A 19411-nucleotide genomic window follows, 5' to 3' on the forward strand; every position below is an offset into this window, starting at 1 on the left:
AGGGAGAATCCCATGGTTGCAATGACTGGCGTAATCGCTCCCGCGATTCACGGGCGGGACGGCGCACAGGTCTTCGACGAGAAGATCGAGAGCCATACCCTGCGCGTGGGAATCGTCGGACTCGGCTACACCGGTCTCCCGCTCGGTCTCGGTTTCGCCACGGCGGGCCTTCCGGTCCGCGGGCTGGACACGGACGCCGAGCGGGTCGACCGGGTGGCGCGCGGCAGTTCCTATCTGCCGGATGTGAGCGACGCCGAACTGGCCTCGGTGAGCGAGCGGTTGAGCGCCACCACGGAGCCGGGCGAGCTGGCCGGCTCGGATGTGCTGATCGTCTGCGTGCCGACCCCGGTCACCGGAGACCAGCAGGCCAACCTGGATTACGTCAACTCCGCGATGGACTCGGTGGCGCCGCTGCTGCGCCGGGGGACGCTGCTGATCCTCCAGTCCACCGTCCCGCCGGGCACCACCGCCGCCGCCGCGGCCGCCCTCGCGGACGCCACCGGCCTGGAGCCGGGCACCGACTTCCACATGGCGATGGCCCCGGAGCGGGTCGACCCCGCCAACACCAACGGCTGGAACCTCACCAACACCCCCAAGGTGGTGGGCGGTCTCACCGAGGAGTGCACCCGCCGCGCCGCCGCCCTGTTCGGGCTGGTCTGCGAGACGGTGGTGCCGGTCTCGCGGACGGAGGTGGCCGAGCTCTCCAAGGTCTTCGAGAACACCTTCCGACTGGTCAACATCAGCCTCACGCTTGAGCTTTCCGACCTGTGCCGTCACCTGGACATACCGGTCCGCGAGGTCATCGACGCCGCCTCCACCAAGCCCTACGGATTCCTTCCGCACTACCCCGGGCCCGGCGTGGGCGGCGAGTGCATCCCGGTCGACCCGCTGTTCCTGCGCGAGGCCGCGGACCGGGCCGGCACCGACATGAAGCTGGTGGCCGCCGCCTTCGACCGGGTCGAGAAGCGGCCCGGCCAGGTCGTGGAGCGGCTGGCGGAGCTGATCGGGGCCCGCGACTCCACGCTGAGCGGCGCCAAGGTCCTTGTCGTCGGGGTCAGTTACAAGTCCGGGGTCGCCGATCTGCGCAACGCCCCCGCCCTGGACGTCATCCGGGGTCTGCGCGCCGCCGGGGCCACCGTCTCCTACCATGACCCGCTGGTCCCGGACCTCGTCGTGGACGGGGAGCCGGTCGCGGCCGCCGCGTGGGCGGCGGCGGAGCTGGCGCAGCTGGACGCCGCGGTCATGGTCACCGCCGTACCCGGGCTGGAGCAGGACCTGCTGTGGGGCATCCCGCCGGTCGTCCTGGACACCCACAACAAGCTTGAGACGGCCAGCAATGTGGCGGTGCTCTGATGGCGGCCACCCTGCTCGGCGGCCGTGCCCTCCCGGCCGTCACCAGGGACGCGGTCGCGGGCCGGACGGTCTCCGCGCAGGCGGCACAGGACGCGGTCGCGGAGCTGCTGGACGAGACGACGGACGAGGTGGAGGCCGCTGCCTTCCTGACCGCCGTCGCGGTGGGCGGGGCCACCCCGGTCCTGGTGGCGGCGGCGGTGCGGGCGGTGCTCGCGGTGGCCAGGCCGGTCGGCTGGACGGGCCCGGCGGTCGATGTGGTCGGCACCGGTGGTGACGGCAGCGGCTCGGTCAACATCTCCACGCTGGCCGCGCTGGTCGCGGCCTCCGCCGGGGCGACCGTCGCCAAGGCCGGCAACCGGGCGGCGACCTCGCAGTGCGGGAGCGCCGACCTGCTGGAGGCCCTGGGCATCGAGCTCGACCCCGGGGAGCGCATCGGGGAGCTGCTGGCCGCAGACCGGTTCGCGTTCCTCTTCTCCCCGGCACTCCACCCGGCACTGCGCCGGCTGGCCCCGGTCCGCCGCCGGCTCGGCTTCCGCACCCTGTTCAACCTGTCGGGGCCGCTCGCCAACCCCGTACCCCTGACCGGCCGGCTCATCGGCACCGCGACCCGGCAGGACCAGGAGGTCATGGCGCAGGCCGCGGCACTCCTCGGCTACCGGCGGACCTGGGTCATCCAGGGCTACGACGGGATGGACGAACTCACCACCGCGGGCCCCGCACGGGTCCTCCAGGTGGACGGCGGCGACGTCACCGAGTCCACCGTGGACCCGGCCGGGCTGCCCCTGCGCCCGGCGGGCCGCGCCGAACTGGCGGGCGGTGGCCCGGCACGCAACGCGGTCCTCGCCCGCCAGGTGCTGGCCGGCACGGCGCCCCGCCCGCTGCTCGACACGGTGCTGCTGAACGCGGCGGCCGTGCTCCACCTCGCCGGACAGGCACCCGGCCTGCCGTCCGCACTCGACCTGGCCCGGCACGCCGTGCGGAGCGGAGCACCGGCCGAACTGGCCGCCCGGCTCGCCGCACGGCAGCCCACCCCGGCCGGGCCCGCAGCCCGCACCGACCGCACCTCGACCACCCGGGAGAGCCTCTGATGGCCACGCACCTCGATGAGATAGTCGCCGCCAAACGCGCCGCCTGGAGCGGCCCGGCGGCAGCCGACGCGGCCGCCCGAGGGCGCCGTACGCCCGCCGTATCCGGCCGGTTCGCCGCCGCACTGAGCGGCCCCGAGATCTCGGTCATCGCCGAGATCAAGCCGAAGTCCCCCTCCAAGGGACAGCTGCTCGACCCCGCACTGGCGGTCCCCATGGCCGGGAAGTACATCGACGGAGGGGCCTCGGCCATCTCCGTACTCGGTGACACGCCCTTCTTCGGCGGCTCGCCGGAGCTGGTCCGTACCGTCGCGGAGCACCCGGACGTCACCGTCCCCGTCCTGTTCAAGGACTTCATGGTCGACATCCGGCAGATGCACCTGGCCCACGACAGCGGCGCCGACGGCGTCCTGATCATCGCCCGCGCCGTCGGTGACGCCCTGCTCACCGACCTGGTGCAGACCGCGCACGGACTCGGCCTCGACGCACTGGTGGAGACCTTCACCCAGGACGAGGTGGACCGGGCGCTGCGCTCCGGGGCCCGCATCATCGGCATCAACAACCGGGATCTGCAGACCTTCTCCGTGGAGCTCGACAACTCGGCCAGGCTGCGCCGCGACATCCCGCGCGGCGTGCTGACCGTCAGCGAGAGCGGCCTCGGCGGCCGCCCCGACATCGAACGCATCGCGGCGCACGGCTTCGACGCCGCGCTGATCGGTGAATCCCTGCTCAGCAGCCCCGACCCCGCCGCCCAGCTGCGGTCCTTCACCGGGGTCCCGATTCTGGAGGTGGCCTCGTGAACGGCCGATTCGGCGAGTACGGCGGACAGTTCGTCGCGGAGACCCTGGTGGGCCCGCTGCAGGAACTGGAGGAGGAGTACCACAAGGCCCTGGTCGACCCGGAGTTCAACGCGGAGCTCGACCGGCTGCTCAAGATGTTCGTCGGGCGGCCCACCCCGATCACCGAGCTGCACCGGCTCGGCGTCACCGAGAACGGCGTCAAGCTGTGGCTCAAGCGGGAGGACCTGACCCACACCGGCGCCCACAAGATCAACAACTCGGTGGGGCAGGCTCTGCTCGCCCGCCGGCTCGGCAAGAAGCAGATCATCGCGGAGACCGGCGCGGGCCAGCACGGCGTGGCCGTGGCCGCGGCCTGTGCCTACCTCGGTCTTGAGGCCACCATCTACATGGGCCGGGTCGACGCCGAGCGCCAGGCCCCCAACGTGCAGCGGATGGAGCTGCTCGGCGCCCGCGTCGAGCTGGTCGACCTCGGCACGGCGACCCTGAAGGACGCCATCAACGCGGCGATCCGCGAGTGGATCGCCCGCCCCGACACCACGCACTACCTGCTCGGCTCCGTCGTCGGCCCGCACCCCTTCCCCACCATCGTGCGCAACTTCCAGTCGGTCATCGGCCGCGAGGCCCGCGCCCAGTTCCTGGAGGAGAACGACCGGCTGCCCGACGCGGTCGTCGCCTGCGTCGGCGGCGGCTCCAACGCGGCCGGGATGTTCAGCGCCTTCCTCGACGACCCGGTCCGGCTCGTCGGCGTACAGGCGGCGGGCGAGGGCAAGGGCGGCCAGGGCGGGCACGCGGCCCCGCTGCTCTACGGCGACCCCGGCGTCCTCCAGGGCACCCGCACCTACCTGCTCCAGGACGACGACGGGCAGATCCAGCTCACCCACTCCATCGCGCCCGGCCTCGACTACGCGGGCGTCGGCCCCGAGCACTCGCACTACAAGGACACCGGGAAGGTCGAGTACATCTCGGCCTCCGACAACGAGGCGCTGGACGCGTTCGCCGCGCTCAGCTCGCAGGAGGGCATCCTCCCGGCCCTGGAGTCCGCGCACGCGGTGGCCGGCGCCCTGAAGGTGGCCCGCGAGTCCGCACCCGGCAGCACCATCCTCGTCAACCTCTCCGGCCGCGGTGACAAGGACCTCACCTCCGCCATGGCCGCCCTGAAGCAGCGTGAGGAGACCACCCGATGAAACGCCTCGAACAGACCTTCACCGACAACCGGGCCAAGGACGAGACCACCCTCGTCGCCTACCTCACCTCCGGCTACCCGCACCTCGGCGAGACCGTCGGCCTGATCTCCGCCGCGGTGGACGCGGGCGCCGACGTGATCGAGCTCGGGGTCCCGTTCTCCGACCCGCTCGGTGACGGCCCGGTCATCCAGGCCACCGGACAGGCCGCCCTGGACACCGGCACCACCACCGCCGCCACCCTCGACGTGGTCGCGGAGGCGCGGGCCGCCGGGGTGGAGGCGCCGATCGTGCTGATGGGCTACTGCAACCCGTTCCTGCGCTACGGCCTCACCCAGCTGTACGACGACGCCAGGTCGGCCGGCGCCGACGGATTCGTCGTCCCGGACCTGCCGGTCGGTGAGGGCGCCGAGTGGCTGGCGCAGGCCGAGGCCACCGAGCTCGGCCAGACCTTCTTCACCGCCCCCGGCAGCTCGCCGGAGCGGATGGCCGCCTCCGCCGCCGCCTCCCGGGGCTTCCTCTACGTCCTCGCGGCGAACGGCGTCACCGGGGTCCGCTCCGAGCTCGACCCCGGCATCGACGCCTACCTGGAGCGGGTGCGGGCGGCCGGCGACACCCCGATGGCCGTCGGGTTCGGCATCTCCCGCCCGGACCACGTCGCCGCGCTGCACGGTAGGACGGACGGCGTGATCGTGGGCAGCGCGCTGCTCCAGGCGATCGGCGCGGCCAAGGACGCGGCCGGCCGCCGCCAGGCCGTCACGGGGCTGATCTCCTCCCTGAAGGCGGCCACCCGATGAGCGACGCCACCGCCATCCCCTTCTTCAGCGGCGCCGCCTCCGTCCGCCGCGACTGGCCCCGCCTTGAGGCCCGGATCCGTGAGGTCGCCGCCTCCGGCCGGTTCACCTCCGGCCCGGTCACCGCCGAACTGGAGGCGGCGATCGCCGCCCGCACCGGCGCCCGGCACGCGGTGGCCGTCGCCAACGGGACCGACGCCCTGGTGATCCTGCTCCGGGCGGCGGGCATCGGCCCCGGCGACGAGGTGATCGTCCCCGCGTACACCTTCTTCGCGACCGCCTCCGCCGTCCTGCACGTGGGCGCCCAGCCGGTGCTCGTCGACGTGCTGCCCGGCAGCTACGCGATGGACCCGAGGCGGGCAGAGGAAGCGATCACCGAGCGGACCAGGGCGATCATGCCGGTGCACCTGTTCTCGCAGATGGCCGACATGGAGGTGCTCAAGGACCTGGCGGACCGGCACGGACTGATCCTGCTGGAGGACAGCGCCGAGGGCATCGACATGTGGGCCGGCGGCGTCCACGCGGGCCTGTGGGGCAGCGGTGGCGTGCTCTCCTTCTTCCCCACCAAGACGCTGGGCTCGCTCGGCGACGCGGGGATGCTGCTCACCGACGACGACGAGATTGCCGCCGCCGCCCGGCGGCTGCGCCTGCACGGCCAGGGCACGGACGGCGCGTACGCCACGGACGGCGCCTACGTCTACCAGGAGCTCGGCTACAACAGCCGCTGCGACGAGCTGCACGCGGCGTTCCTGCTGCACCGCCTGGAGCGGCTCAGTGAGGAGACGGAGCGGCGCGCCGAGCTGGCCGCCCGCTACGACCGGCTGCTCGCGCCGCTGGCCGGCATGGTCGACACCCCCTGGATGGCGCCCGCCAAGACCCCGAGCAACCAGGTCTACTACGTCTACCTCATCGAGTGCGACCGGCGGGACGAGCTGGCCGCCCACCTCGAAGCGAACGGCGTCGGCACCGAGGCGTACTACCCCCGCCCGCTCACGGACCAGCCGCTGCTGGCCCCGCTGCCGGGCTCCCGCCACCCCGTCCCGGTCGCCGCCGCCGCCGCGACCCGGGCCCTGGGTCTGCCGATGTACCCCGGCCTCACCGACGAGCAGGCCGACCGCGTCGCCGCCCTGATCCTCGCCTTCTACGGAGCCGCATCGTGACCACTGCCATCCCCTACTTCGACTGGCCCGCCCGCTCGGCCGACTGGGCCGACGACATCGTGGAGGTCTTCCAAGAGGTCGCACTGAGCGACGAGTTCATCCTGAAGTCCCGGGTCGAGCGCCTGGAGTCGGAGATCGCCGCACGCACCGGAGCGGCGCACGCCATCGCCGTGGCCAGCGGCACCGGAGCGCTGAGCGTGATCCTCGCCGCCCTCGGCCTCGGTGACGGCGACGAGGTGGTCACCCCCGCGTTCTCCTTCGTCTCCACCGCCTCCACCGTCGCCCTGCGCGGAGCCCGCCCGGTCTTCGCGGACGTCGAGTACGAGACCGGCCTGCTCGACCCGGCCGCCGCCGAGGCCGCCGTCACCGAACGCACCAGGGCGCTGCTCCCGGCCTACCTGTTCTCGAACTCCCCGAAGATGGGCGCCTTCGCAGAGCTCGCCGCCCGGCGCGGACTGCACCTGGTCGAGGACAGCGCGATCGCGCTCGGCGCCACGGTCGACGGCAGGCCCGCCGGCCGGCACGGGCACGCCGGGGTGTACTCCTTCTTCCCCGCCAAGCCCGCGGGCGGCATCGGGGACGCCGGAATGATCGTCACCGACGACGACGAGCTCGCCCGCACCGCACGCATGCTGCGCAACCACGGCCAGCCCGCCGGCAAGCGCTTCTACCACGAGCTGCTCGGCTTCAACTGCCGGATGGACGAGCTCACCGCCGGCTTCCTGCTCCGCAAACTCCCGCACCTGGACCGGCTGCTGGAACGCCGCCGCGAGATCGCCGCGATCTACGAGGAGGGGCTGCGCCCGCTGGGCCCGGCACTGCTGCCGCCGCCCGCCGGCTTCGAGGAGCGCTCCGTCTACACGTACGTCGTACGCGCCCAGCAGCGCGACGAACTGCGCGCCCAGCTGGCCAAGGAGGGCATCGAGACCGTCGTCTACTACCCGCGTCCGCTGCACCTCCAGCCCGCGTTCGCCCACCTCGGCCACGGGCCCGGTGACTTCCCGGTGGCCGAGCGGCTCTCCCGGGAGTCCCTCGCGCTGCCCCTGCACCCGGACATGGCGCCGGGCGCGGCCGAGCGGGTCGTGGCCGCCGTCAACCGCTTCTGCACCGCGGGGAGGTGAACGGGATGTCGGCAGCGAAGGACCTGGTCATCACGGCGGACCGGCTGTGCGGGATCGGGGACGAGGCCGCCCCCGACCTGGCGGGGCAGCTGGCCATCCACCACGAACTGGGCATGGAAGCCATCGAGTTGCGCACCGTGGACGGCCTCGGCCTGCACGAGCTGGAGCCGGGTGACGCCGCCGACCTGGCCCGGCGCACCATCGTCGCCGGTCTGCGGGTGCCCGTCGTCGACACCCCGGTGGGCTCCTGGTCCACCACCGTCGCCACCCCCATGGACGAGGAGCTCGCGACCCTGGAGCGCTCCGCCAAGGCGGCCGCGCTGCTCGGCTGCGACCGGCTGCGGGTCATGTCGTACCCCGGCGACGGCCGCCCGGAGCGCGAATGGCGCACCGAGTCGCTGCGCCGGATGAAGACGCTGGCCCGCGAGGCCGAGCAGCTCGGCGTGACCCTGCTGCATGAGAACTGCCAGGGCTGGGCCGGTCGGAGCGCCGCGCACACGGTGCGGATGCTGGAGGAGGTCGCGAGCCCCCGGCTGCGGCTGCTCTTCGACACCGGCAACGGCCTGGCCTATGGCTACGACTCGCTCGACTTCCTGCGGGGCGTGCTGCCGTGGGTGGAGCACGTGCACATCAAGGACGGCGTCCGCACCGGCCCGGAGGCCGAATTCACGATGCCCGGCGAGGGCACCGCCCATGTCGCGGAGTGCGTGGCTCTGCTGGAGCACCACGGCTACCGGGGCTTCTACAGCCTGGAACCCCACCTGGCCCGCATCCCGCACCTCGGCCTGGCCGGCGACCCCGCCGCGCTGGCCGACGGCTACCGCGAGTACACCCGGCGCTGCACGGCGCTGCTCGGCATCGACACCACGGACAGCCGCGCGTTCACCGAATCCACGGACAGCTCCATGTACTGGGAGGGCAGCCACCATGGCTGAGACGGCCCGCACCACCCGCACCCACGGCGGCCTCGGCGCCGGTGACCTGGAGTGGCTGACCGAGCTGATGGCCGTCGACTCGGTCTCGCCGCTGGAGGGCGGCCCCATGGACGGGGCGGCCCGCGCGCAGCAGGTCTTCCTGGCCGGTGCCGCCGAGCGCGGATTCCGCACCGCACTGCACCGGGCGCCCGCGCCCGGACTCCTGGAGCGCCCCGAGGTGCCCGCACCGGTCCGGGAGGCGGCCGCCCGCGACCTGCCCGCGTTCCTGGCCGGGCAGCCCTCCGTGGTCGTCGCCCACGGGGCCCCGCAGCCGCAGGAACGCCGACTGGTCGTCAACTTCCACGTGGACACGGTCGGCCCGCACGTCCCGCCCCGGCTGGACGGGCGGATCCTGTACGGCCGGGGCGCCGTCGACGACAAGGGCCCCGGGGTCGCCGCCGCGGCCGGGGTCGCCGCCGCCTTCGCGGAGGACCCCGGGCTGGACGGCCGGATCGAGGTCCAGATCGCCTCGGTGCCCGGCGAGGAGGGCGGCGCGATGGGCACGTACGGCACCCGCGCCCTGGTCGACGCCGGGTTCACCGGGCGACTGATGGTGTTCGCGGAGCCCACCGGCAACACCTTCATGGACGGCTGCACCGCCGCGATGACCCCCCGGATCACGGTGCTCGGCCAGGACTCCACCGACGACCACCCCGCGGACGGCCACAACGCCACCGTGCTGCTCGGCTTCCTCGCGGACTTCCTCGCCCGCCGGCTCGGCCCGCTCGCCCACGGCATGGGAGCCAAGCTCTGCGTCTCCGGTCTGCACACCGGCACCGCGCACAACCGGGTCTACGGCGGCGGGCAGTTGCTGCTCAACATCGCCTACCCGGCGACCGAGCAGGCCGAACTGCTGGCCGCCTCCCTGGAGGTGCTGATCGAGGAGGCCAGGACCGAGTTCGCGCATCTGCACGCCCATGACCCGTTCAGCCGGCGCACGGTCAAGGACTGGCGCCGCATCGTCCGCCTGGACTGGCTGAAGCAGGGCCTGCCGACCCTGAACAACCGGGACGCGGAGGCCGAACTCGCACTGAACGAGGCCGGGTTCCACCGGCACGACGGTCTGGCCGACGGCTCCGCGTTCACCTGCGACGCGATCTGGGCGCCGGGTCCCGGCCGCTATGTGGTGGCCTGCGGACCGGGCCAGCTCGACGCCAACGGGGCTCACACCGCCGACGAGTTCGTGCACCTGGACGACCTGGACACGTACGCCCGACGGATCAAGGAGCTGGTGCACGCCTTCGCCGCCCACGCCGCCTGACCCACCTTCCCCCGCTCTCCGCGGAGAACCTCACCCGGAAAAGGATTCGCCATGACCGTCCGTGTCCCCCTCGCCGAGCTCACCACCTTCGTCAACGACGTCCTCACGGAGTGCGGCCTGGACACCGAGTCGGCGCGCACCGCCGCCGACGTCATCACGTACGCCGACGCGAACGGCTTCACCACCCACGGCACCAACGGGCTGGTGAACATCTACGCCCCCCGGCTGCTCGACGGCCGGATAGCCGCCGGCGCCGCACCCCGCGTCGTCCAGGAGACCGCCGGGGCCGCCCTGCTGGACGGGGACCGCGGGCTCGGCCTCGTCACCATGGACCTGGCCATGGACATCGCGATGGCCAAGGCGCGGCAGACCGGCATCGGCATGGTCGCCGTCCGCAACAGCACCCACTTCGGCAGCGCCGGCTACTACACGCAGAAGGCGGCGGCCGCCGGGCTGATCGGTCTGGCGATGACGAACTGCGGCGCCCAGGGCGTCGCCCCGCCGCTGGGCGGCACCGTGCGGATGCTCGGCACCAACCCGCTGAGCGCGGCCGTGCCGGTGACCGAGGGCGCCCCGTTCGTCCTCGACATGAGCACCACGGTGGTCGCCACCGGAAAGATCAAGGCCGCCCACCGGGAGGGGCGGCAGGTCCCGCAGGAGTGGCTGATCCGGCACGACGGCACCCCGACCTCCGACCCGGCCGACTTCATGGCGGAGGAGGCGGACGTCGCCTGGCTCGGCGGGCCCGCCTCGACCGGCGGCGCCAAGGGCTTCGGCCTCGCCCTGCTGGTGGACCTGCTGTGCGGCCCGCTGTCCGGCGCCGCCTACGGGCCCCGGCCCGGCGTGCTGAAGGGCGAACCGGCCGGCGACGACAACGTGGGCCACACCGCGATCGTGATCGACCCCTCCGCGTTCGGCTCGGCCCACGCCATCGCCGCCGAGAACCGCCGCCTCCTCGACACGGTCGTGAACTCCCCGGCCGCCGGGTACGCCACGCGGGGCGTCACCTACCCGGGAGCCCCGGAGGCCGCGCGGTACGAGCAGTCGCGGCGCGAGGGCGTCGAGCTGCCGGGACCGGTGGCCGACGGCCTGGTCGCGCTCGCGGAGCAGCTGTCCGTGGCGGCACCCGACGCGCTCGCCGTCCGGGCCCTCGCGCCCGCCGCCTGACCCCCAACCACCCGGGAAACGGAAAGGACCGAACCGTCATGCGTATCGGAGTGATCGGCCTGGGCGTCATCGCCCCCTTCTTCCTTCAGGCCATCGAGGACGATCCGGAGCTCCGGCTGACCGCCGTCTGCGATCTGGACCGCCGGAAACTGGACGGATTCGCGCCGGGGACCGAGGTCTTCACCGACCACCGCGAACTCCTCGCCTCCGGGCTGGTGGACGGCGTCGTCGTCACCCTGCCCAACCACGCGCACGCCCCGGTCGTCGCCGACGCCCTGCGGGCCGGTGTGCACGTCTGCTGCGAGAAGCCGCTGACCGTCCGCGCGGAGGACGCCCACCACCTGGTGTGGCTGGCCGAGGAGCACGCCACCACCCTGTTCACCGCCTTCCACCGCCGCTACAACACCCATGTCCAGGAACTGGCCGCCCAGTTGGCCGACCGTTCGGAGATCTCGCACGTCACCAGCCGCTACCAGGAGAAGATCGAGGAGCACAGCGGCAGCGAGGGCTGGTACCAGGACCTCGACCGCTGCGGTGGCGGCTGCGTCATCGACAACGGCCCCAACGCGCTGGACGCCCTGGAGACCGTCCTCGGCCCGCTCACCCTGACGGACGCCACGATCGGAGACGTCCGCTCCGGCGTCGAGTTCTGCGCCGAACTGCACCTGGCCACCACCGACGGCATCCCCGTCCTGGTCGACCTGGACTGGGCGCTGGAGACCGGTGAGCGCAAGGACATCACCGTGCACCTCAAGGACGGCCGGCAGCTGTACGCCGACATGCTGGACGGATTCGAGGCGTTCAAGTCCTCCCTCGACCACGAGTACGCCGGGATCATGGCGGACTTCCACCGCACGGTGCGCGAGGGCCGCAGCGGGCCCGACCGGGGCCCGCACATCGTCGACCTGGTCGAGGAGGCGTACGCCATCGGCCGCACCCGGGAGGAGCGGCTGCGGATGACCGCCAAGGAGCCGGTACCGGCCCAGCTGGTGAAGCTGCTGTTCCACCGCCGCGCCGACCGGGGCATGCGGCTGTCGCCCTGGCAGTCGCGCTGCGTGCGCGCCGGGGACGTACACGAACTGGTCACCACCACCGACCGGCCCGCCACCACCGGGGACCGGGTCGACCACGTGGGGTTCCTGGGCTTCGCGGAGTTCGGGGCGGGCACGGTGATCGAGCGGGGCGACGTGGTGACGGGCCCGCACGGGCCGATCGGACGGGTGGCCGGATTTGACGAGTGCCACGCGCCGAACCACTACAACATTCTCATCGACACCGAACGCGTCCTCACGGCAGAGGACTTGAACCTGCATACCCTGGACACCCTCACCTTCTCCGGAGGAACCCGATGACCGCCACCGCACAGGGCACCCCCACCTTCCGCAGGGTCGACGTGACGCCGGAGGCCCGCGAGCGGGTGCCCGGGGTGCACGTACTGACCCTGGAGGCGGACATCGGTGCCACCGGCCCGGCAGCGGCGGAGGCGGTGTGGACCGAGGCCCACGCTCAGTGGAACGGCAAGAGCCGCGCCGAGGTGCGCGCGGCCCCCAACGTCGCCGCCTACCGGGAGCTGAGCCGACTGCTCGGCACCCACCCCGACAAACGCCCGCCCTCCGTGCAGGCCCTGATCGACCGGGGACTGCGGGCCAAGCCGCTGGGCGCCTGGCCCCGGATCAACCCGGCCGTCGACGCGGTCAACGCGGTGGCGGTCCGCACCCTGGTCGCGCTCGGCCTGTTCGACCGGGACGCGCTGGTGGGCGAGGTGGGGCTGCGGCTGACCGACGGCACCGAGGAGTTCACCGCCCTCGGCGCGGACGGCCCGGTGACGCTGGAGGCGGGCGGGCTGGTCCTCGCCGACGAGGAGCGCGTGCTGTCGCAGTTCGCCCACCGCGACGGCGTGCACCAGGCGGTGACCGGCGCCACCCGCCGGGTGCTGCTGCTGGCCTGCGCCGTCCCCGGCGTCAGCGAGGACACCTGCCGGGACGCGCTGCTGGAGGCCGCCGCACTGCTGCGCGGAACGGTGGACTGAGGACCGGCGGCGAGTGGTCCGCCGCCACCCCGGGACAGTGGACTGCTCCGCCGGTACGCGCAGTTGGTTGGCTGGTGCCAAGGCACCGCCCCCCCTCGCGTACCGGAAAGAGACCGCTCACGATGACCATCACCGCAGTCGAGCCCGCCGCGGCACCGCCCCGGGCGCACCCCGCACCCGTACGGGTGAGCGTGGCGCGGACCCCACTGCCGCCGCACGCCCCGCTCGCCCTGGCCACCGAGCTGCGCAGGCTGCTCGGTGAGGATCAGGTCTTCCTCTTCGAGAGCCTGGCCGGGCCCGACGAGGACTGCCGCTTCGCCGCCGTCGGCGCCGAGACCCTCGCCCGGATCACCGTGCGGGACGGACAGGCCGTGCTGGACGGGACGCCGGAGCTGGTGGACCGGCTGCACCCCCTGGTGGACCGCGCCGCCGGGAACGTGCAGCGGCTGCTGGAGACCCTGCACGGGGCCTTCGCCGTGGAGACCGACGTACCGCTCGACAGCTACGCCTTCGGCTTCCTCGCCGTACTCGGCTACGAGGCCGCCTGGCACCTGGAGCAGCTGCCGCCACGCGCTCCCGGCCAGGATCCGGAGATCACCCTCACCCTCTTCCGGCACGTCGTCACCTACCGCCTGGACACCGGGGAGAGCGAGCAACTCCGAGCTTGCGCCAACGAGTTCTGTGGCTCCGGAGTGCTGGGTGACGGTCTCGCGGAGCTGGTACGGGCCCTGCCCGACGGCACTGGCGACACGGACGGCACGGACGACCCGCTGCCGGCCGCGCCCAGGCCCTACGCGGTCCGCCGCACCGTCCACCGCGAGGAGTTCGAGCGGCGGGTGGAGCGCTGCCTCGAACACATCAGGGCGGGCGACGTCTACCAGATCCAGATCGGCCACCGCGTCGAGGTGACGACGCCCCTGGCACCCCTCGACGCCTACCGGCGGCTGCGCCGGAGCAACCCCTCGCCGTACATGTACCTGGTGCCGTGGGCGGGCCGCACCCTGGTCGGGGCCAGCCCCGAGCTGCTGCTGCGGATCGAGGGCCGCACCCTGGCCATGCGGCCCATCGCCGGCACCACCGCGCGGGCCGCGGACCCGGCCGAGGACGCCCGCCGGGTGGCCGCGCTGCACGCCGACGAGAAGGAGTGCGCCGAGCACATCATGCTCGTCGACCTGTGCCGCAACGACGTCGCCAGGGTCTCCGTGCCGGGCACCCTCGCCGTCGAACGGATGATGGTGGTCGAGCACTTCGCCCAGGTGCACCACCTCGTCTCCACGGTGAGCGGCCAACTGGCCGACGGCGCAGACGTGTTCTCCGCACTGCGCGCCACCTTTCCGGCCGGCACCATGACCGGGGCGCCCAAGGTCCGGGCCATGGAGCTGATCCAGGAGATCGAGGGACGGCCGCGCGGCGCCTACGCGGGCGCGCTGGGCCTGATCGACGTACGCGGACAGGCGGCGACGCTCGCCCTGTGCATCCGTACCGCCGTCCACGACCCCGTCACCGGCAGCTACGCGCTCCAGGCGTCCGCCGGGGTGGTCGCGGACTCCACGGTCGACGGCGAATGGCGCGAGACGCTGATCAAGATGAGCGCCGTGTACGCCGCCCTGACCGGCGAGGTGCTCACCGCATGAGAATCCTGCTCGTCGACGCCCGCGACAGCTTCGTCCACATCATCGACCACCACCTGCGGCAGCACGGCGTCCGCACCGACCTCGTCACCGCCCACGCGCACACCCCGGCCGAGCTCGCCGCCCGCCGCCCGGACGCGGTGGTCCTCGGCCCCGGCCCCGGACACCCCGCCGACTCCGGCCACCCGGAGCTGGTCCGCCACTTCGCCGGCAAGGTCCCGCTGCTCGGGATCTGCCTGGGCCACCAGGCCGTCGGACTCGCCTTCGGCGGCCGGATCGAGCGGGCCGCGCGCACCGTGCACGGCAAGACCAGCCGCCTCGACCACGACGGCTCCGGGGTCTTCGCCGGACTCGCGGACGGCACCGAGGTCACCCGCTACCACTCCCTGGCCGTCGCGGACCCGCCGCCCGCCGCGCTCACCGTGACCGCGCGGGCCCGGGAGGACGGCTGCGTGATGGGACTGCGCCACCACGAACTTCCCGTCCAGGGCGTGCAGTTCCACCCCGAGAGCATCACCACACAGACCGGACAGGCGTTCATCACCAACTTCCTCGAAGGGATACAGCCATGGCAGACCACGGTCCCTGGGCGTCGATAGCCGCCCTGAACGGCTCCGAGCGGCCCGACGGCCTCACCGGGCGGGTCCTGCGCATGCTCGCCGCGCAGGCCGCTGAGCACGGCGTGCACCTCGATGTGATCCCGCTCGCCGAATACCACATCACGCCCTGCGGGCCCTGCGGCGACTGCAACATCCGGCCGCTGCCCTGCGCCCAGGACGACGACGTCCCGGCCCTGGTCGACCGGATGATCCGGGCCGACGGAGTGCTGTACGCGGCGCCCGTCCACGGGTTCGGACTGGCCGGCGTGATGCAGAACTTCATCGAGCGCGCCGGGGTCGGACACCTGCGCTTCGACCGGCCGCTCGCCAACAAGGTGGCCGGGGTCGTGGTCACCGGACGCCGCTACAGCCACGACCGGGTCCACGGACAGCTCATCGACAACGTCCTGCTCAACCGGATGATCGTGCCGGGCAGCGGCTTCCCCGCCTTCGTCCAGGACCAGTTCGCACCGGGCGAGGACGAAGAGGGCCTGGCGGCGGCGCGCGGGCTGATGGACCGCATGATCGACCTGCTGCGCATCCTGCTCCTCCCGCACGCCGGCCGGGGAGACACCGCCCGGCTGCTGTCCCTGCCCCGCAACGAGCGGGCCGGGCTGCTCAGCCCCACGGGGTGAACAGCCCGGCTCCAACGGAGAATCAGGACACGGGAGGCGCCACCGGACCCGCCACGTGTTCCCCGCCGATCAGCACCGACCGCAGCGACTCCAGGTCCTGGAGCACCGTCAGGTCGGCCGCAGGGTCACGGTCCCGGACCACCAGGTCCGCGAGGCGGCCGGGCGCCACCACTCCGGCGTCCGCACCGCGCCCGGCCAGCTCCGCGCCGTGGGCGCAGGCCCACTTGATGACCGTCTCCGGTGCGATGCCGGCCCGCTCGGCGTACATCACCAGCTCGTCCGCGTACGTGCCGTGCGGGGTCCAGGCGAAGCCGAAGTCGTCACCCGGCACGATCTTCAGGCCGAGGCCCTCCGCCCGGGGCAGGAAGCGCAGGGTGTTCTCGATCTCGTCCTTGAAGTCCAGGGACTCCAGGTAGTCCGGGGCCTTGCCGAACCGTTCGCCCAGGGCGAGCAGCCGGTCGGGCTGGAACAGGCTCGGCACGACGAACACGCCGCGCTCCGCGATCTCGTCGAGCGCCCGGTCGTCCGCGTAGGTGGCGTGGTCGATGACGTCGACCCCGGCGGCCAGCGCGTTGCGGATGCCGGCCAGCCCTCGGGAGTGGGCCCGCACCCGGGCCCCGCGCCGGTGCGCGGTCTCCACGACGGTGGTCAACTCCTCGCGGGTGAACAGCAGTTCCTCGGAGCGGGCGTTGGGGAAGGTGTCGTCGCCGGACGAGAACACCTTGATGATCTCGGCGCCCTCGTCGATCTCCTCCTCCGTGTACTTCACCAGGTCCCCGAGGACGTCCACCACCGGCATCAGCTCCCGGGGCATCCGCTCCTTGAGCTCGGGCGAGCGCCGCCCCGGCGGCCCGGACACCATCAGGTCGCGGCTGCACGGGGTGATGCGCGGGCCCCGGATGGCGCCGGCCGCGATGGCGTTCTTCAGCGCCATATCGATCCCGGCGACCGAACCGGCACCGACGAACGCGGTGTATCCGCAGGTCAGCAGGTCCGCCGCGTGCCGGGCGGCATGCATGGCGACCTCCGGCACCCGGTACTTGAACAGCGTCTCGCGGCCGTTGGTGACATTGACGTACGCGATATGCGTGTGGCCCAGCGTCATGCCGGGCAGCACGGTGGTGCCGGCCAGGTCCCAGCGGACGAAGTCGCCCTCCGCGGGCGCCTCCGAGGCGGGCAGGACGGCCTCGATGCGCTCGCCGTCCAGCAGTACCGAGCGGGCGGGCAGCGAGGCGCGGCCCAGGCCCTCCTGGACGGTGACGTCGTGCAGCAGCAGTCGGCGGTCAGTGGTCATGATCAACTCCCCAGGGTGTGTCGGAGGGTGGACTCGGGCCGGGCGAGTACGGCGGGTCCGAACACCATCCAGACCATCGGGACGCCCGGCCGCGAGACCTGGAACCGCAGCCGGTGCGCGGCCCGTCCGGGCTCGTTGGTGACGGCGGCGTCCGCGCGTCCCTCCGCGACCAGCTGGGCGGCGTGGATGGTGGACTCGGCGGGCACCCAGGCGATCTCGTAGCCGCCCCGCCCGCCCTCCACGCCGTCCAGCAGCTCCACCAGGCGCCGGGTCTCGTGCAGGGTCGCCAGCCGCAGGACGCCCTCGCGCAGCCCGGTCCCGTAGGAGGCGATCCCGTACTCGGGGGTCGGGGTGGAGAACGTGGCGTCCAGCCGCAGCCGGGGCGACCAGAAGAACCGGGTCGCGCACTCGGCGGCCCCCGGCACCAGGGCGTAGGCGGGGCCGCCCCGGCTGCCGACGGCCGCGAGGAGCTCTTCGAAGGAGTCGTACGGCACGGCCTCCACCTCGGGTCCGCCGAGGTGGGCGAGCCGGTAGCCGAGGCGGCCGAGGGCGACCATCGAGGTGGTGCCGTCCGGGCCGAGGGTGCCGATCCGCAGGGTGCCGGACCGCAGCAGCGGCGAGTGCGGTATTCGGGCCGGCTCCCACAGGATGGGGAACGGCGTCGGATCGGACCGGTCCCCGGTGTCCAGGGTGTAGCCATGAGGATGCAGCATCGGCTCTGTCATGCGCGGTGCCCCCGTGCCCCGGCCAGCCGGCGTGCGGCGGCCGTCTCGTGATCGACGGCGGTCCGCCGGTCGTGGATGCGTGCGGCCTTCCAGCTGACGAAGGCGCCGGTCGTGGTGACCGGGTCCAGCTCCTCGGGCAGCTCCACCCGGCAGCGCACCCCGAGGGAGTCCGCGACCCGCGCCGCGTGCGCGGCCGCCAGCCCGGGTTCGGGCCCGTCCGGCAGGTCGAGCCGTACGGTGATCAGGTCTTCGCCGTCCGCGTCCCGGTCGATGACGACCTGGTAGCCGTAGCTGTGGTCGATCCGCTGGAGCACGGCCCGCTCGACCTGCCAGGCCTGGAAGCTCCGGCCGCCGAGCACGATCCGGTCGCGGGTGCGGCCGACGACCCGGATCACCGGGCCCCGGATGCCGCAGCCGCAGTCGTTGGCGGCGAGTTCGACGAGGTCGCCGGTGCGGTAGCGGATCAGCGGCTTGATGCCGTCGATCAGCATGGTGACGACGAGTTCGCCGGTGCCCCGGTCACCGAGCGCGGCTCCGGTGTCCGGATCGACCAGCTCCGCGATGTAGTTGGGCCGGGCCAGGTGCAGCCGCCCGCGGGCGCAGGCCGAGGCGACGACCAGGGTCTCCTGGGAGCCGTAGAGCGCGTTGTAGGTGCGGGCGCCCCAGGCCTGGTCGATCTGCCGGGCCAGGTCGGGCGTGCACATCTCCCCGGTGACCAGGAAGACCTTCACGCCGAAGTCCCGGCGCGGGTCGAGCCCCTGGGCGCGGGCGGCCTTCGCCAGCGAGAGCGCCACGTTCGGGGTGCAGAACACCACTTCCAGGGCCAGGTCCCGGATCAGCTGGAGCGCCTTGGGGAAGCCGATGACGGGGGAGTACGGCCAGATCTTGGCGACCGCGGAGCCCACGTTGCGGGCCACGTCCCCGAGGGTGTCACCGAGCGAGTGCACCTCGGTGGGGCCCATCACGCCGACGCGCGGGGCCCGGTCACCGAAGACGTCCGCGAAGATGTCGCGCCAGCTCTCCGTCACATGGGCGTTGGAGGCGATCACCTCGCGCGGGTCACGCGGACAGGGAGTGGCCGGTCCGGTGGTGCCGGTGGTCTCGTAGTAGAAGCACGCCTCGTCGAGATCCCGGCTGAGGATGTCGAACATGGCCGTGCGCAGATCGTCCTTCGTGGTGAAGGGCAGCGCGCTCAGCCCGTCGAGGGTCAGCTCCTCCGTGGACACACCGGCCAGGTGCCGGGCGTAGAAGGGCGAGCCGCTCCGGGCGAGCGCGACGACCTCGCGCAACTGCCGCCGCGCCCATGCCCGCCACTCGTCCTCACCGAGTTCACCCGAGGTGTACCGGTCGTGCAGGGCGAGATAGCGCTCGACGAAGTCGTGGTGCTTCCCGGCAGCGGGCAGCCACATGGATCCCCCAGGTGGATCGGCTATTGAGGTGGACGAAGTGCCGTCGTGCACCAGGTGGGTGCCCGGGTGCTCCCATACGGGTCCGGGAAGCGGCCATCCGATAGTGCGGGCCGTGTCGGCCCGTCCTCAATCCGCCTTAGGAGGCAGTCCGTTCGCACTTGGAGGCAGTGCGGTTGCGGGGTGTGGCGGGGTG

At 73.0% G+C, this 19411-nt stretch carries 18 protein-coding genes; 15 read left to right on the plus strand and 3 right to left on the minus strand.

Annotation, left to right across the window (positions count from 1 at the left end; genetic code table 11):
* Window positions 1-12 precede the first annotated feature (12 nt).
* The 15 genes from RLT59_RS21785 (at window position 13) to RLT59_RS21855 (ending at window position 15790) form a co-directional block, all read left to right on the plus strand.
* The gene (locus tag RLT59_RS21785; protein ID WP_311304940.1) at window positions 13-1353 is read left to right on the plus strand and encodes a nucleotide sugar dehydrogenase; all 1341 of its coding nucleotides are present in this window, start codon (window positions 13-15) and stop codon (window positions 1351-1353) included.
* Window positions 1353-2441, plus strand: coding sequence for an anthranilate phosphoribosyltransferase (gene trpD / locus RLT59_RS21790; protein ID WP_311304941.1), 1089 nt, complete (start codon window positions 1353-1355; stop codon window positions 2439-2441). The genes RLT59_RS21785 and trpD overlap by 1 nt, the downstream gene beginning before the upstream one ends.
* A complete protein-coding gene (locus RLT59_RS21795; RefSeq protein WP_311304942.1) occupies window positions 2441-3238 on the plus strand; it encodes an indole-3-glycerol phosphate synthase TrpC in 798 nt (265 codons plus the stop codon). The genes trpD and RLT59_RS21795 overlap by 1 nt, the downstream gene beginning before the upstream one ends.
* Entirely contained in the window at window positions 3235-4422 is a 1188-nt protein-coding gene (gene trpB, locus RLT59_RS21800; protein WP_311304943.1) for a tryptophan synthase subunit beta, read from the plus strand. The genes RLT59_RS21795 and trpB overlap by 4 nt, the downstream gene beginning before the upstream one ends.
* On the plus strand, window positions 4419-5216 hold the full coding sequence (gene trpA, locus RLT59_RS21805) for a tryptophan synthase subunit alpha (protein ID WP_311304944.1): 798 nt from the start codon (window positions 4419-4421) through the stop codon (window positions 5214-5216). Before trpB ends, trpA begins: the two co-directional genes overlap by 4 nt.
* Complete coding sequence (locus RLT59_RS21810; protein WP_311304945.1) at window positions 5213-6373, plus strand: DegT/DnrJ/EryC1/StrS family aminotransferase; 1161 nt, start codon at window positions 5213-5215, stop codon at window positions 6371-6373. Before trpA ends, RLT59_RS21810 begins: the two co-directional genes overlap by 4 nt.
* The gene (locus RLT59_RS21815; protein WP_311304946.1) at window positions 6370-7494 is read left to right on the plus strand and encodes a DegT/DnrJ/EryC1/StrS family aminotransferase; all 1125 of its coding nucleotides are present in this window, start codon (window positions 6370-6372) and stop codon (window positions 7492-7494) included. Before RLT59_RS21810 ends, RLT59_RS21815 begins: the two co-directional genes overlap by 4 nt.
* A 5-nt stretch (window positions 7495-7499) precedes the next feature.
* Window positions 7500-8429 carry a sugar phosphate isomerase/epimerase family protein gene (locus RLT59_RS21820; protein WP_311304947.1) on the plus strand — a complete coding sequence of 310 codons (930 nt, stop codon included), beginning with the start codon at window positions 7500-7502 and terminating at the stop codon, window positions 8427-8429.
* Window positions 8422-9729 (plus strand): M20/M25/M40 family metallo-hydrolase, encoded by a 1308-nt coding sequence (locus RLT59_RS21825; protein WP_311304948.1) that lies wholly within the window; start codon window positions 8422-8424, stop codon window positions 9727-9729. Before RLT59_RS21820 ends, RLT59_RS21825 begins: the two co-directional genes overlap by 8 nt.
* 51 nt (window positions 9730-9780) lie before the next feature.
* Window positions 9781-10896 carry an Ldh family oxidoreductase gene (locus RLT59_RS21830; protein ID WP_311304949.1) on the plus strand — a complete coding sequence of 372 codons (1116 nt, stop codon included), beginning with the start codon at window positions 9781-9783 and terminating at the stop codon, window positions 10894-10896.
* 38 nt (window positions 10897-10934) lie between these two features.
* Window positions 10935-12248: a Gfo/Idh/MocA family protein gene (locus RLT59_RS21835; protein ID WP_311304950.1), complete on the plus strand. Its 1314-nt coding sequence runs from the start codon at window positions 10935-10937 to the stop codon at window positions 12246-12248.
* Window positions 12245-12925 carry a phenylalanine--tRNA ligase beta subunit-related protein gene (locus RLT59_RS21840; protein WP_311304951.1) on the plus strand — a complete coding sequence of 227 codons (681 nt, stop codon included), beginning with the start codon at window positions 12245-12247 and terminating at the stop codon, window positions 12923-12925. The genes RLT59_RS21835 and RLT59_RS21840 overlap by 4 nt, the downstream gene beginning before the upstream one ends.
* Window positions 12926-13047: 122 nt before the next feature.
* Window positions 13048-14559, plus strand: a complete 1512-nt coding sequence (locus tag RLT59_RS21845; RefSeq protein ID WP_311304952.1) for an anthranilate synthase component I family protein — start codon at window positions 13048-13050, stop codon at window positions 14557-14559.
* A complete protein-coding gene (locus RLT59_RS21850; RefSeq protein ID WP_311304953.1) occupies window positions 14556-15155 on the plus strand; it encodes an anthranilate synthase component II in 600 nt (199 codons plus the stop codon). Before RLT59_RS21845 ends, RLT59_RS21850 begins: the two co-directional genes overlap by 4 nt.
* On the plus strand, window positions 15125-15790 hold the full coding sequence (locus tag RLT59_RS21855) for a flavodoxin family protein (RefSeq protein WP_311304954.1): 666 nt from the start codon (window positions 15125-15127) through the stop codon (window positions 15788-15790). Before RLT59_RS21850 ends, RLT59_RS21855 begins: the two co-directional genes overlap by 31 nt.
* A 22-nt stretch (window positions 15791-15812) precedes the next feature.
* Here the strand turns inward: RLT59_RS21855 and RLT59_RS21860 are convergent, their stop codons facing one another.
* From RLT59_RS21860 to RLT59_RS21870, 3 genes are read right to left on the minus strand one after another with little or no spacing between them, the layout of a single operon-like run.
* Window positions 15813-17084, minus strand: a complete 1272-nt coding sequence (locus RLT59_RS21860) for an amidohydrolase family protein (RefSeq protein ID WP_311304955.1) — start codon at window positions 17082-17084, stop codon at window positions 15813-15815.
* A 2-nt stretch (window positions 17085-17086) separates the two neighbouring features.
* Window positions 17087-17809 carry a type 2 periplasmic-binding domain-containing protein gene (locus tag RLT59_RS21865; RefSeq protein WP_311304956.1) on the minus strand — a complete coding sequence of 241 codons (723 nt, stop codon included), beginning with the start codon at window positions 17807-17809 and terminating at the stop codon, window positions 17087-17089.
* Window positions 17806-19218, minus strand: coding sequence for a phenylacetate--CoA ligase family protein (locus RLT59_RS21870; RefSeq protein ID WP_311304957.1), 1413 nt, complete (start codon window positions 19216-19218; stop codon window positions 17806-17808). Before RLT59_RS21870 ends, RLT59_RS21865 begins: the two co-directional genes overlap by 4 nt.
* Window positions 19219-19411 lie beyond the last annotated feature (193 nt).

This window comes from Streptomyces sp. ITFR-6 (assembly GCF_031844725.1).
GTDB lineage: Bacteria > Actinomycetota > Actinomycetes > Streptomycetales > Streptomycetaceae > Streptomyces.

Bases quoted from the DNA above. Each gene is read 5' to 3' on its own strand.
- RLT59_RS21785 (WP_311304940.1), top strand. From the start codon at position 13: ATGGTTGCAATGACTGGCGTAATCGCTCCCGCGATTCACGGGCGGGAC.
- trpA (WP_311304944.1), top strand. From the start codon at position 4,419: ATGAAACGCCTCGAACAGACCTTCACCGACAACCGGGCCAAGGACGAG.
- RLT59_RS21845 (WP_311304952.1), top strand. From the start codon at position 13,048: ATGACCATCACCGCAGTCGAGCCCGCCGCGGCACCGCCCCGGGCGCAC.
- RLT59_RS21840 (WP_311304951.1), top strand. From the start codon at position 12,245: ATGACCGCCACCGCACAGGGCACCCCCACCTTCCGCAGGGTCGACGTG.
- RLT59_RS21825 (WP_311304948.1), top strand. From the start codon at position 8,422: ATGGCTGAGACGGCCCGCACCACCCGCACCCACGGCGGCCTCGGCGCC.
- RLT59_RS21830 (WP_311304949.1), top strand. From the start codon at position 9,781: ATGACCGTCCGTGTCCCCCTCGCCGAGCTCACCACCTTCGTCAACGAC.
- RLT59_RS21820 (WP_311304947.1), top strand. From the start codon at position 7,500: ATGTCGGCAGCGAAGGACCTGGTCATCACGGCGGACCGGCTGTGCGGG.
- trpD (WP_311304941.1), top strand. From the start codon at position 1,353: ATGGCGGCCACCCTGCTCGGCGGCCGTGCCCTCCCGGCCGTCACCAGG.
- RLT59_RS21860 (WP_311304955.1), bottom strand. From the start codon at position 17,084: ATGACCACTGACCGCCGACTGCTGCTGCACGACGTCACCGTCCAGGAG.
- RLT59_RS21850 (WP_311304953.1), top strand. From the start codon at position 14,556: ATGAGAATCCTGCTCGTCGACGCCCGCGACAGCTTCGTCCACATCATC.
- RLT59_RS21810 (WP_311304945.1), top strand. From the start codon at position 5,213: ATGAGCGACGCCACCGCCATCCCCTTCTTCAGCGGCGCCGCCTCCGTC.
- RLT59_RS21835 (WP_311304950.1), top strand. From the start codon at position 10,935: ATGCGTATCGGAGTGATCGGCCTGGGCGTCATCGCCCCCTTCTTCCTT.
- RLT59_RS21855 (WP_311304954.1), top strand. From the start codon at position 15,125: ATGGCAGACCACGGTCCCTGGGCGTCGATAGCCGCCCTGAACGGCTCC.
- RLT59_RS21870 (WP_311304957.1), bottom strand. From the start codon at position 19,218: ATGTGGCTGCCCGCTGCCGGGAAGCACCACGACTTCGTCGAGCGCTAT.
- RLT59_RS21865 (WP_311304956.1), bottom strand. From the start codon at position 17,809: ATGACAGAGCCGATGCTGCATCCTCATGGCTACACCCTGGACACCGGG.
- RLT59_RS21795 (WP_311304942.1), top strand. From the start codon at position 2,441: ATGGCCACGCACCTCGATGAGATAGTCGCCGCCAAACGCGCCGCCTGG.